We start from the raw sequence: 11,556 nt of genomic DNA on the forward strand, positions 1-11,556 counted from the left end.
CCGACGTTCCCGCGCACCCGAGGACGCCTTGATGAGCACGCACACCAGCCTGGACCTCGCCCCCGCCACCCCGACCGGCGCCGTTGCCGCCGCGGAAGCCCCCGCGGAAGCCCGGGCCCCGCTCACCCCCAGCACCCTCCGGGCCATCGTCCGCGAGCTGGCCGAACAGCCCGACCAGTGGATCCACCACGTCCGCCTCTCCACCGAGGAGCGCTGGTACCGGCGCCTGGTGGCCGATGACGACCACGAGGTGTGGCTGATCAGCTGGCTGCCAGGCCAGTCCACCGGCTTCCACGACCACGGCGGCTCGCGCGGCGCGTTCGCGGTCGCCCTGGGCGAGCTGGAGGAGCTGTCCCTCGGCGGCCCGGACCAGGGACTGCTGATCCGCCGGGTGCCGGCCGGCACCGCCCGCGCCTTCGGCCCGGAGTACGTGCACGACGTGCGCAACACCGCGTCCGGGCCGGCCGTCACCCTGCACGCCTACTCGCCCCCGCTGAGCTCGATGGCGCACTACGACCTGCGGGCCGGCGGGCTCGTCCGCACCTCCGAGGAAGGACCGGAACAATGGTGACCACGATCGACGACCTGGTGGAGCGGGCCCGCGAGGGCGTCCACCGCCCACGCGCCCGGGAGGCGTACCACGCCCAGCTGGAGGGCGCCCTGCTGGTGGACATCCGTCCGGCGGCGCAGCGGGCGGCCGAGGGGGAGATCCCGGGCTCGCTGATCATCGAGCGCAATGTGCTGGAGTGGCGGCTCGATCCGACGGGCAGTCACCGGATCCCCGAGGCCTCCGGCTACGACGTCGAGGTGATCGTGGTCTGCTCGGAGGGCTACGCCTCCAGTCTGGCCGCCGCCTCGCTCCGCGAACTGGGCCTGCACCGGGCGACCGACCTGGACGGCGGCTTCGTCGGGTGGGCGGCGGACGGCCTGCCGACCCGTCAGGGCGGCTGAGCCGGGCCGCCCGGCGGGGCGGCACCCGCCCCGCCCTCGGCCCCACGGCACGCGCCCGGCGGTAAATCAGAGACAGGAGATGATGCAGGTCATAGTCTGATCGGAGTTTCCGCCGGTCCGATCCTGGGCAGCCACGCGGGCGGAGGAACGCCCGGCGCGGTCGGTACGCCAAGCGTCACAGCACCGATCCGCACCGCCGTTTGTCGACAAGCCGCCATCAACCGAACGACCGACACAGGCGCCCCCTCCTCCGGGCGCCCTGACGAGGAAACACCCCGTGATCAGATTCGAGGGCGCCGGAAAGCGCCACCCCGACGGAACCGTCGCCGTCGAGGGCTTGGACCTTGAGGTCCCCACCGGTCGGATAACCGTCCTGGTCGGACCGTCCGGCTGCGGCAAGACCACCCTGCTGCGCATGGTCAACCGGATGGTCGAGCCCACCTCAGGCCGGGTGCTGCTGGACGGCACCGACGTCGCGGAGCTGGAGCCCGCCAAGCTGCGCCGCGGCATCGGGTACGTGATCCAGCAGGCCGGACTCTTCCCGCACCGCAAGGTGATCGACAACATCGCCACCGTCCCGAACCTGCTCGGCTGGGACCGCAAGAAGGCCCGCGCCCGGGCCGCCGAACTGCTCGAACTGGTCGGGCTCGCGCCCGAGACCGCCAAGCGGTACCCGTTCCAGCTCTCCGGTGGCCAGCAGCAGCGGGTCGGCGTCGCGCGTGCCCTGGCCGCCGACCCGCCGGTGCTGCTGATGGACGAGCCGTTCAGCGCCGTCGACCCGGTCGTCCGCGCCGGACTGCAGGAAGAACTGCTGCGACTGCAGTCGGAGCTGCACAAGACGGTGCTGTTCGTCACCCACGACATCGAGGAGGCCGTCCGGCTCGGCGACCAGGTGGTGGTGCTGCGCGAGCACGGCCGGATCGCCCAGCTGGCCGACCCGCACACGCTGCTCACCACCCCCGCCGACGACGGCGTGGCCGCCTTCCTCGGCCGCGACCGCGGTCTGCGCGGCCTCGGCCTGCGCCCGGCGAGCGCCATCGCGCTGCGCCCGGTGGGCGACGGCCGCAAGGACGGTCCCGAGGACGGTCCCGAGGACGGACTCACCCACGGCGGCTGGGAGTTGACCCTGGACGACGAAGGCCGGCCGATCGGCTGGATCGACCGCGCCGCCGTCACCGCCGAGCTGCACCCGGTCGCCGGGTTCCACCCGGACACCGACACCCTGCGCACCGCGCTGGACGCCGCCGTCCTCTCCCCCGCCGGCGTCGCGGTGGCGCTGGACACCGAGGGCCGGGCCACCGGCACCGCGAGCCGCGAGGCCGTCCTGGCCGCGCTCGCCCCGGGGTCGTCCCGGCCCGGGGCGGCCAGGCCCGAGACGGCCAGGCCCGGGTCCGGCGGGCCTGGATCCGGCGGGCCTGTCCGGACCGACAAGCCGGCCACCGGGGACGCCCCGGACGCCGGCCCCGCGGACGGAGCCCCCGGTGGACGATGAACCGATCGTCCGCTGGTACTGGATCGGCGACCACGTCGGCTACCTCGGCCACCTGCTCGCCGACCACGCCGTGATCGCCCTCGTCCCGGTGCTCATCGGCCTGCTGCTGGCGATCCCGCTCGGCCTGGCCTGCGCCCGCTTCCCGCGGCTCTACCAACCGCTGTCCGCCGTCTTCAACATCGTCTACGCGCTGCCCTCGCTGGCCGTGTTCGTGGTGCTGATCCCGTACACCGGGCTCGCGACGCAGGCGACCGTGATGATCCCGCTCACCTTCTACGCCCTCGCCGTCCTGCTGCCGACCACGGTGGACGGGCTGCGCGCCGTCCCGGACGCCGTCCGGCAGGCCGCCACCGCGATGGGGTACGGGCCGTGGCACCGGCTGACCTCGGTCGAGCTGCCCGCCGCCGTCCCGTACCTGATCGCCGGGCTCCGGGTCGCGGCGGTGTCCAGCATCTCGCTGGCCAGCGTCGGGGCGCTGATCGGGCGCGGCGGGCTCGGCTACCTGTTCATCGACGGCTTCCAGCGCACCTTCCCGACCCCGATCGTGGCCGGCATCGCGCTGATCGCCGTCCTGGCGCTGGCCGTCGACCTGCTGCTGGTGGGCGCCCGGCGGGTGCTCGCGCCCTGGGCCGTCCGGGAGAAGGGGGCGGGCTCGTGAACTGGCTGACCTGGCTGGGCGACTTCTTCACCGCCCCCGACCACCGCAGCGGTCCGGACTCGATCGTGCACCGCGTCTCCGAACACCTGCTGCTCTCCGGCGAGGCCCTGCTGTACGCGGCGCTGCTCGCCGTCCCGCTCGGGCTGCTGATCGGCTACACCGGGCGCGGCGTCACCGTGGTGACCGCGCTCGCCGGCGCCGCCCGCGCCCTGCCGACCCTCGGCCTGGTGACCCTGGCGGTGCTGCTCGCCGGGGTCGGCGACTCCGCCGTCCTGCTCCCGCTGGTCGCGCTCGCCGCCCCGCCACTGCTGGTGGCCGCCGTCGAGGGGGTGCGCGGCACCGACCCGGACGTCCGGGACGCCGCGCGCGGCATCGGCCTGACCCACCCCCAGGTGCTGTGGCAGGTCTGCCTGCCCTCGGCCGCGCCGACCCTGCTGGCGGGCTTCCGCACCGCGACCGTCCAGGTGATCGCGACCGCCACGGTGGCCGCGTACGTCGGGCTGGGCGGGCTCGGCCGCTACGTGATCGACGGGCTGGCGACCCGCAAGTACGCCGTGACGGTGGGCGGGGCGCTGCTGGTGGTGCTGCTCGCGGTCGCCGCCCAGCTGTTCTTCTCCCTGCTCGCCCGGTTCGCGCTCCCGCCCGGGGTGCGCGCCCAGCACCGGGCCCGCTGAACCTCCTCTCCCCATCCTCTCCGGAAGGACATCTGTCACCATGTCGACATTGAAGAGAAGCCGACGCGTCGTCGTACTCGGCACCCTCGCCGCACTCGCCCTCGGCGCCACCGCCTGCGGCTCCTCCGGCGGCGACCCGCTCGGCGGGGGCTCCAGCACCTCGGCGGCGGCGGGCTCCGGCGGCTCGGGCGGCTCGGGCGGCGGCTCCGGATCGACCGTGGTCGTCGGCTCGGCGAACTTCCCGGAGAACGTCCTGCTCGGCTCGATCTACTCGCAGGCCCTCAAGGCCAAGGGCGTCAAGGTCGAGGAGAAGTTCAACATCGGCAGCCGCGAGGTCCTCTACGGACAGCTGCAGAGCGGCAACCTGACCGTCCTGCCCGAGTACAACGGCTCGCTGCTCGCCTACCTGGACGCCAAGTCCACGGCCGTCGACACCAAGGACGTGAACGCGGCGCTCGCCAAGGCGCTCCCCGCCACGCTGGGCCTCCTGGACTCCTCCCCCGCCGAGGACAAGGACTCGCTCAGCGTCACCCAGGAGACCGCCGACAAGTACAACCTCAAGAGCATCTCCGACCTGGCCGCCAAGGCCGGCGAGTTCGTCCTCGGCGGCCCGCCGGAGTTCAAGAACCGCCGCGAGCAGCAGTTCAAGGACGTCTACGGGCTGACCTTCAAGGAGTGGAAGCCCACCGCCGACACCACGGCCAACGCGCTCAAGGACGGCAGCATCCAGGTCGGCAACGTGTTCACCACCGACCCGAAGATCGGCCAGTACAAGCTCGTCCCGCTGGCCGACCCGAAGAACGTCTTCGGCGCGCAGAACGTCACCCCGCTGGTCAACAAGGCGGGCGTGGACGCCACCGCGACGGCGGCGCTCAACGCGGTGTCGGCCAAGCTGGACACGGCGGGGCTGTTGGCGCTGATGAAGCGCGTCGCGGTGGACAAGGAGGACCCGTCGGCCGTGGCCAAGGACTGGCTGAAGTCCAACGGTCTCGGCTGACGACCCCGGCTGACGGTCTCGGCCGACGGTCTCGGCTGACGACCCCGGCTGACGGTCTCGGCCGACGGTCTCGGCTGACGACCGGGCGGTATCGCGCTCGGCACGACACGACACACGGCGGCCCGGGGAACCCCTCCCCGGGCCGCCGTCCGTCACCTCCCCGGGACCTTCCCTTCTGCGCCGCGAACATGACACTCTGAGCGCCATGCGCACTCGTCTCCTCGCCGCCACCCTCACGGCACTCGCCGCGGTGAGCCTCGCTGCCTGCTCCAGCTCGGGATCGAGCTCGGGCAAGGCCACCTCCGCGGCCGGCACCCCCACCGCCACCGCCTCGTCGACCGCCGGCTCGACCGCCGCGCCCACCGACGCCGCCTCGACGCCGGCGGCCCCCGCGCCCGACACGGCCGCCCCCACGGCCGACGGCGCCACGGGCACGCCCGCACCCGACGCCGCCGCCTCGGGAGCCCCCGCGCCGGCCAAGCCCGCCCCGCCCGCCGACGCCGGACTGCCGGCCAAGCCCGGCGCCGATCTGACCGGCAAGCTGGTCGCCGCGCTGGACGCGATCGACCCGGCGATCGTCGGCGGCAAGCCCGAGCAGGCCGTGGACCGGGCGCGCAACCAGTGCCAGTCGATGTACCAGTTCCCCAAGGACAAGGGGAAGCTGGTCGAGCTGGCCAACCAGCGCTTCACCACGCCCGACCACCCGCAGGGCTTCGGACCGGACACCGCGGCCAAGATCAACGACGCACTGCGCGCCACCCTCTGCCCGGCGACGCGCTGACCCGCCCCGAACCGCTCGGCGTCCTGAGCGCCGGGCAGCCGTGGCCGCGCCCCACCACTGGGTGCGCGGCCACGGTCTTCGCATTTCCCGGCCCTCTTCGCCCCGGTCCTCGTCGCCCGGCACCCCTCTTCCGGAGGTTCGTGTTCCCCCGCACGACGATCCGCCCCCTTCGGGCCCCCGGGCCGTGTGTCGACGAACTGTCAGGTCTCTTGACAGACCAGTGGTCTAGTCCAAACATAAGCATGTCGATCCGACCGGGATGCACTGTGGGGGTGTGACCACCGGCGGCTGAGGCACTGCCTTGCCCTGCTCCGCTCCACCCCCGCTCCGTACGGCCGCGCGCATCCGCTCCGCCGCCCGCGTCCACGCACGTCGGTGGGCTTCCGCGTGCCCGCAAGCCCCGGCCCCGTCGCCCACCACTCCGCTCAGCCCTGCTCCGCGTTCCGCACTGTTCCGCTCCGCACTGTTCCGTTCCGCACTGTTCCACCCGATCCGGACCTCCGGGCCGGGGGCGCACGGTCGACCCCACACGGCCGCCGTGCCCCGGCCCGTTCGCACGTCCCCAACGTCCTGCCCCACCACGTCTGTTGGAGAATCCATGCGTCTTCGCAGAGCAATCCAGGCCGCGCTGACGGCCTGCGCCACACTGGCCGCCTCGGCCGGGCTGGTCGCCGTCGGGACCGGCACCGCCCAGGCCGCCACCCCGCTCCCCAACCGGGTCTTCGCCCCCTACTTCGAGGCCTGGACCGGCCAGAGCCCGGCCCAGCTGGCCGCGCAGTCCGGCGCCAAGCACCTGACCATGGCGTTCCTGCAGGCCGCCACCAAGGGCTCCTGCACGCCGTACTGGAACGGCGACTCCTCCATGCCGGTGTCCTCCGCGACCTTCGGTGCCGACATCGCGACCATCCGCGCCAACGGCGGGGACGTGATCCCGTCCTTCGGCGGTTACACCGCCGACAACACCGGCACCGAACTCGCCGACAGCTGCACCGATGTCAACCAGATCGCGGCCGCCTTCGAGAACGTCATCACGACGTACGACATCAGCCGGATCGACCTCGACATCGAGGACAACTCGCTGACCAACACCGGCGGCATCGACCGCCGCAACAAGGCGATCAAGCTGGTGCAGGACTGGGCCGCCACCAAGGGGCGGACCGTCCAGTTCTCCTACACCCTGCCGACCACCACCAGCGGGCTCGCCGACAGCGGCCTCGCGGTGCTGCGGAACGCGGTCAGCAACAACGCGCGGATCGACGTCGTCAACATGATGACCTTCGACTACTACGACAACGCCGCCCACGACATGGCGGCCGACACCCAGACCTCCGCGCAGGGCCTCTACAACCAGCTCGCCCGGCTCTACCCGTCCAAGACCCCCGCCCAGCTGTGGGGTTCGATCGGGATCACCGAGATGATCGGCGTCGACGACTTCGGTCCGGCCGAGACCTTCACCCTGGCCAACGCCACCACCGTGTACAACTGGGCGGTCTCCAAGGGCATCAACACCCTGTCCTTCTGGGCACTCCAGCGCGACAACGGCGGCTGCCCGGGCACCAAGGGCGACGACAACTGCTCCGGGATCGCCCAGAACATGTGGGACTTCACCCACGTCTTCGCGCCGTTCACCAGCGGCACGACGGTGACCAACGACTTCTCGGTCTCCGCCGGCCCGAACTCCGGTACGGTCAAGCCCGGTTCGTCCGCCTCCGCGACCATCGCCACGGCCGTGACGGCGGGTTCGGCACAGAGCGTCAACCTCTCGGTCAGCGGAGCCCCGGCCGGCGTCACCGCCACCGTCACTCCCGGCACCGTCACCGCCGGAAACAGCGCCACGCTCAACATCACCACCACCTCGTCGGTGACGCCCGGCAGCTACCCGCTGACCGTGACCGCCACCGCGCCGTCCGGCACCCACACCGCGACCTACACGCTGACCGTCACCGGGACCACCCCGACGACCGGTCTGGTCAACGGTGACCTGGAGACCGGCAGCCTGGCCCCGTGGAACTGCCAGAGCGGCGGCGCCGTGGTCTCCACCCCGGCCCACTCCGGCACCCACGCCCTGCAGGCGGCGGCCACCGCCGGCCAGACCGGCGAGTGCACCCAGACCGTCACCCTGAAGCCCAACACCAGCTACACGCTGACCGGCTGGGTGCAGGGCAACTACGCCTACGTGGGCGTCAACGGCGGTGCCACGGCGAGCTCCTGGGCCAGCTCCGGCAGCTGGACGAAGCTGTCCGTCCCCTTCACCACCGGCGCCTCCGGCACCGTCACCGTGTACCTGCACGGCTGGTACGGCCAGGGCAACGTGTTCGGGGACGACTTCTCGATCGCGTGAGCGGTGCCGGGAAACCGGTGACTGGTGACTGGTAACTGGTAACCGGGAACGAATGACAGATGACAGCTGACAGATTTCAACATCTGTCAGCTGTCATCTGTCATCTGTTTTCCGTCTGCCGTCCGCTGCCTTCCGTCCCGCGCGCCCGGCGCTCGTCAGCGACCCGCCGTCACCGGGTTCGCCGCCGTCCGCCCCGGCCGGCACAGCCCCAGGTACGCCGCCGTCGCGAGCACCCCGCAGGCCAGGACCCCCAGCGCGAGCAGGACCGCCGACGGTCGTCCCCCGAGGCTGCTCAGCGGGGCGACCACCGCGCCGGCCAGGAAGTTGCCCGTCCCGAGCAGTGCCGACGCCGTCCCCGCCACCTGGGGCTCGACCAGGCCGAGCGCCTGCGCGGCGGTGTTCGGCAGGACGACGCCCAGGCTGCCCATCATCACGAACAGCGGCGGGCAGAAGCCGACCAGCCCGAAGTCCCACACCGTGGTCAGCAGCACCAGCGCCACCCCGGCGACGACGGCGGCCGCGAGCCCGCCCAGCATCAGCGCCCGCGGCGTGAAGCGCGGCGCCAGCAGCCGCCCGTTCACCTGTGTCATCACCACGAGCGCCACCGAGTTCAGCCCGAACAGCAGGCTGTAGGTCTGCGGAGAGACCTGGTAGACGTGCTGGAGCACCGTCGACGAGCCGCTGATGTAGCCGAACAGCGCCCCGAAGGCGAGGGAACTGGTCAGCGCGAGCCCCAGGAACGGCAGGTTGCGCAGCAGCCGCCCCATCGTCCGCAGGGTCGAGCCGACCCCGCCGCCGTGCCGGGCCTGCGCCGGCAGCGTCTCGCGCAGCGCCCCGAACGCGGCCAGGGTGAGCAGCAGGCCGAGGGCGGTGAGCACGCCGAAGGTGCCGCGCCAGGAGGTGAACCGCATCAGCTGCGCGCCGATGATCGGGGCGAGGATCGGCGCCAGCCCGGATATCAGGGCGATCGAGGCGAGGAAGCGCAGCAGCGCGACGCCCTGGAAGCGGTCCCGGGCGACGGCCCGGCCGATCACCAGCCCCGCCGAGCCGGCGGCGCCCTGGACGAAGCGGGCGGCGATCAGCACCGACAGGTTCGGGGCGAGCACGCACACCACGCTGGACACGGTGTAGAGGAGGAGTCCCACGAGCAGCGGCGGGCGGCGCCCGAAGCGGTCGCTGAACGGTCCGAACAGCAGCTGCCCGGCCGCGACCCCGAGCATCGAGAAGGTGAGGGTGAGCTGGACGGCGGCCGGTTCGGCGGCGAGGTCGTCCGCGATCGATGGCAGGCCGGGGAGGTAGAGGTCGGTGGTGAGCGGTCCGAGCGCGGTGAGACCGCCCAGCACGGCGATCGTGGCCCGGCCGATGCCGGTCTGGCCGGTGGCGGGGGCGGTGGCGGCAGCGGTCGACGTGTCGTCGGCGGGGCCGACGGTCGGGCCGGGCATGGCTCTCCTCACGGACGGGGGGTGACGACGGGTTCGTTCGCGTTCCGTCCTATCGCAGCCCGGTCGGGTTTCGACAGCAGGGGTGCACCCAGTATGTCCGCCGTACGCAGCCGGCGGTGTCCCGTGCCCGTACGACGGCGGCCCGCCCGCACCTTCCGGTGCCCGGCGGGCCGCTTGGTCGTCCATGGTCCGGCGCGTGATGGTCCGGCGCGTGCCCGGTACCGAGGGCTCGTGCTCCGTGCCGAGAGATCAGTGCCGAGGGCTCAGTGCTTGGCCACGTGCTCGGCGCGGAGCGCCGCCTGGACCGCCGCGCCGTCCTGCCACGCGTAGAGCTGGTTGCCGGTCAGCGCCACGTTGTAGTGGCCGCAGGTGCCGGTGGCCTTGGCCGCGACGCCCTCCGGGAACCAGCCGGCCTTGAGCGCCAACGGCACCGGGTGCGCGGACTTGCCCGGCAGCCCGGCGCTGCAGCCGGCCGGCAGCCGTCCCTCGGGGAGGGTGGCGCGCAGCAGGCGGTCGTCGCCGATGGTGGACATCAGGTACTTGACGCCGGAGGCGTTGTCGGGCAGCCAGGTCGGCATCGAGCGGCGTTCGGCCTTGGCCTGGGTGCCGGACTCGTACGCGGCCTGCTCCTGGTGACGGCCGTCGTACCAGTCGGACACCCGCGGGCCGATGACCACGGCCGCCACGGCCACGGCCATGCCGGTCCCGGCGACTCCCAGCGCGACCTTGCTCACGATGCCCTTCATGCCCGACTGTCCTCTCCGTGGCCGTGGCCGGTGCCCCCGGCCGGTGTCCTTGCCCTGTGCCCGTCGTCCCGTACTCGCCGCCGACGGCCTTTCACGCTTCCGCCGCCGGCCCGGGCGACGCGCTGCGCCGTCCGGTGCAACCATCGTGGCCCGTGCCGCACCGGCGGAACGTCACCACCAAGTCGCGATCTTCTCTCCAACCCACGGGGTACGGTCTCCACCTTCAGGCGTATGCCCTTCGGCAGGGAGGCCGGGCCTCGGCGGCCCGGGCACGTGCCGGTCCGGCGCTCAGCTTGGCACGCCGGGGTCGAGCCCGGCCCAAGCCCCGATCGAGCCTCGCTCAAGCCCGGCGCCGGCGCAGCCCGGCCTGCTGCACCCGGGGCACCCGAGGCACCCGAGGCACCCGAGACCGCGGGTCAGGCAGCGGGTCGGACGGCGGGTCAGACGGCGGCCGGCACCGGTCGGGCGACCGGGAAGGGACGGCCGTCCAGGGTCCAGTGCGGGTCGATCGGACGCAGCAGGGAGGCGTACACCTGGGCGGCGACGTCCGGGTGGCGGATCTCGCCGGCGGGCGGTCCGGCCGGGATGTCGTGCCCGGCGCAGGCGACCCAGGCCGTCCGCTCCTCGACCGTGCGGCCGCCGTGGCCGCCGGCGTCGACGTGGCCGTGGTCGGTGACGACGATGACGGTCCACTGCTCCTCGGCGTACGCGGCCCGGCCCCGGACGGCGTCCAGGAGACGGCCGAGACGCTCGTCGGCGGTGCGCATGGCGGCGCGGTACTCCTCGCCGCAGCCGAGGAAGTGGGCGGTCTCGTCGACCGCACCGAGGTAGACGAAGGAGGCCTCGGGGTCGGCGGTGCCGAGGACGTGGACGGCCTCCCGGGTGACCTCCTCGTCCACGACCTCCCAGGCCTCGGGGGTGTCCTCGGCCGGGGCGATGTACGAGAGCCGGCCGGGGGCGCGGAAGAGCGGGCCGCCCGACTCGTTGATCATCAGCGGGTCCCAGCCCGCCGCGACGAAGGTGCGCCGGCGGTCGCCCCGGGCCAGTCGGGTGGCGAAGTCGGGGAACACGTCGAGCCGGTTGCCGCCCAGGTGGTTGCCCCAGACGCCGTGCTTGGCGGGCTCGACCCCGGTCACGATGGTCGCCCAGCAGGGCCCGGACATGGTCGGCGTGGTGTCCGCCACGGTGACCGGCACCAGGAACCCGGCCTGGGCGACCTCCTGGAGGCGCGGCATCGGCACCTGCTCCAGGTAGTCGTGGCGGACGCCGTCGATGCCGACGACGAGCACCCGGGGGCGGGGCCACTGGACAGCGGACATGGTGGGGGTTCCTTTCGGTCGTGCGCACGGCCGGGCCGCGCCCGCCGAGGGCGCCGCCGACCGCGCCATGCTTCACCGACCGCCGTACCGAACGGCGTCGCGCCGTCGAACGGCGGGTGTCCGCCAGGTGTCGGAAGGCCGCCGACCGCCGGTCA

Annotated in this window: 11 protein-coding genes; 8 read left to right on the forward strand and 3 right to left on the reverse strand. The window is 73.2% G+C overall.

Features of this window, described 5'->3' with window-relative positions:
* Window positions 1-31 precede the first annotated feature (31 nt).
* The 8 genes from ACYP53_RS37765 to ACYP53_RS37800 all read left to right on the forward strand — a co-directional run bounded on the left by ACYP53_RS37765 (window position 32) and on the right by ACYP53_RS37800 (window position 7,894).
* Window positions 32-571: a cysteine dioxygenase gene (locus tag ACYP53_RS37765; protein WP_459650708.1), complete on the forward strand. Its 540-nt coding sequence runs from the start codon at window positions 32-34 to the stop codon at window positions 569-571.
* Complete coding sequence (locus ACYP53_RS37770; protein WP_189913852.1) at window positions 565-951, forward strand: rhodanese-like domain-containing protein; 387 nt, start codon at window positions 565-567, stop codon at window positions 949-951. The genes ACYP53_RS37765 and ACYP53_RS37770 overlap by 7 nt, the downstream gene beginning before the upstream one ends.
* 277 nt (window positions 952-1,228) lie before the next feature.
* Entirely contained in the window at window positions 1,229-2,443 is a 1,215-nt protein-coding gene (locus ACYP53_RS37775; protein ID WP_459650709.1) for an ABC transporter ATP-binding protein, read from the forward strand.
* Window positions 2,433-3,101, forward strand: a complete 669-nt coding sequence (locus tag ACYP53_RS37780; RefSeq protein WP_189913854.1) for an ABC transporter permease — start codon at window positions 2,433-2,435, stop codon at window positions 3,099-3,101. The genes ACYP53_RS37775 and ACYP53_RS37780 overlap by 11 nt, the downstream gene beginning before the upstream one ends.
* Complete coding sequence (locus tag ACYP53_RS37785) at window positions 3,098-3,775, forward strand: ABC transporter permease (protein WP_189913855.1); 678 nt, start codon at window positions 3,098-3,100, stop codon at window positions 3,773-3,775. The genes ACYP53_RS37780 and ACYP53_RS37785 overlap by 4 nt, the downstream gene beginning before the upstream one ends.
* Window positions 3,776-3,815: 40 nt before the next feature.
* On the forward strand, window positions 3,816-4,772 hold the full coding sequence (locus tag ACYP53_RS37790; protein WP_459650710.1) for an ABC transporter substrate-binding protein: 957 nt from the start codon (window positions 3,816-3,818) through the stop codon (window positions 4,770-4,772).
* A 205-nt stretch (window positions 4,773-4,977) separates the two neighbouring features.
* Complete coding sequence (locus ACYP53_RS37795) at window positions 4,978-5,553, forward strand: hypothetical protein (RefSeq protein ID WP_459650711.1); 576 nt, start codon at window positions 4,978-4,980, stop codon at window positions 5,551-5,553.
* A gap of 598 nt (window positions 5,554-6,151) precedes the next feature.
* A complete protein-coding gene (locus ACYP53_RS37800) occupies window positions 6,152-7,894 on the forward strand; it encodes a glycosyl hydrolase family 18 protein (protein WP_459650712.1) in 1,743 nt (580 codons plus the stop codon).
* Window positions 7,895-8,049: 155 nt separating this feature from the next.
* Here ACYP53_RS37800 and ACYP53_RS37805 read toward each other — a convergent pair whose 3' ends face one another.
* The 3 genes from ACYP53_RS37805 to ACYP53_RS37815 form a co-directional block, all read right to left on the reverse strand.
* Window positions 8,050-9,336: a multidrug effflux MFS transporter gene (locus ACYP53_RS37805; RefSeq protein ID WP_459650713.1), complete on the reverse strand. Its 1,287-nt coding sequence runs from the start codon at window positions 9,334-9,336 to the stop codon at window positions 8,050-8,052.
* A gap of 263 nt (window positions 9,337-9,599) precedes the next feature.
* Entirely contained in the window at window positions 9,600-10,082 is a 483-nt protein-coding gene (locus ACYP53_RS37810) for a hypothetical protein (protein WP_459650714.1), read from the reverse strand.
* 440 nt (window positions 10,083-10,522) lie between these two features.
* A complete protein-coding gene (locus ACYP53_RS37815; protein WP_189913860.1) occupies window positions 10,523-11,401 on the reverse strand; it encodes an alkaline phosphatase family protein in 879 nt (292 codons plus the stop codon).
* Window positions 11,402-11,556: the final 155 nt, after the last annotated feature.

The sequence above is a fragment of the Kitasatospora sp. Ki12 genome (assembly GCF_054601375.1).

Bases quoted from the DNA above. Each gene is read 5' to 3' on its own strand.
- ACYP53_RS37765 (WP_459650708.1), top strand. From the start codon at position 32: ATGAGCACGCACACCAGCCTGGACCTCGCCCCCGCCACCCCGACCGGC.
- ACYP53_RS37770 (WP_189913852.1), top strand. From the start codon at position 565: ATGGTGACCACGATCGACGACCTGGTGGAGCGGGCCCGCGAGGGCGTC.
- ACYP53_RS37790 (WP_459650710.1), top strand. From the start codon at position 3,816: ATGTCGACATTGAAGAGAAGCCGACGCGTCGTCGTACTCGGCACCCTC.
- ACYP53_RS37795 (WP_459650711.1), top strand. From the start codon at position 4,978: ATGCGCACTCGTCTCCTCGCCGCCACCCTCACGGCACTCGCCGCGGTG.
- ACYP53_RS37800 (WP_459650712.1), top strand. From the start codon at position 6,152: ATGCGTCTTCGCAGAGCAATCCAGGCCGCGCTGACGGCCTGCGCCACA.
- ACYP53_RS37805 (WP_459650713.1), bottom strand. From the start codon at position 9,336: ATGCCCGGCCCGACCGTCGGCCCCGCCGACGACACGTCGACCGCTGCC.
- ACYP53_RS37810 (WP_459650714.1), bottom strand. From the start codon at position 10,082: ATGAAGGGCATCGTGAGCAAGGTCGCGCTGGGAGTCGCCGGGACCGGC.
- ACYP53_RS37815 (WP_189913860.1), bottom strand. From the start codon at position 11,401: ATGTCCGCTGTCCAGTGGCCCCGCCCCCGGGTGCTCGTCGTCGGCATC.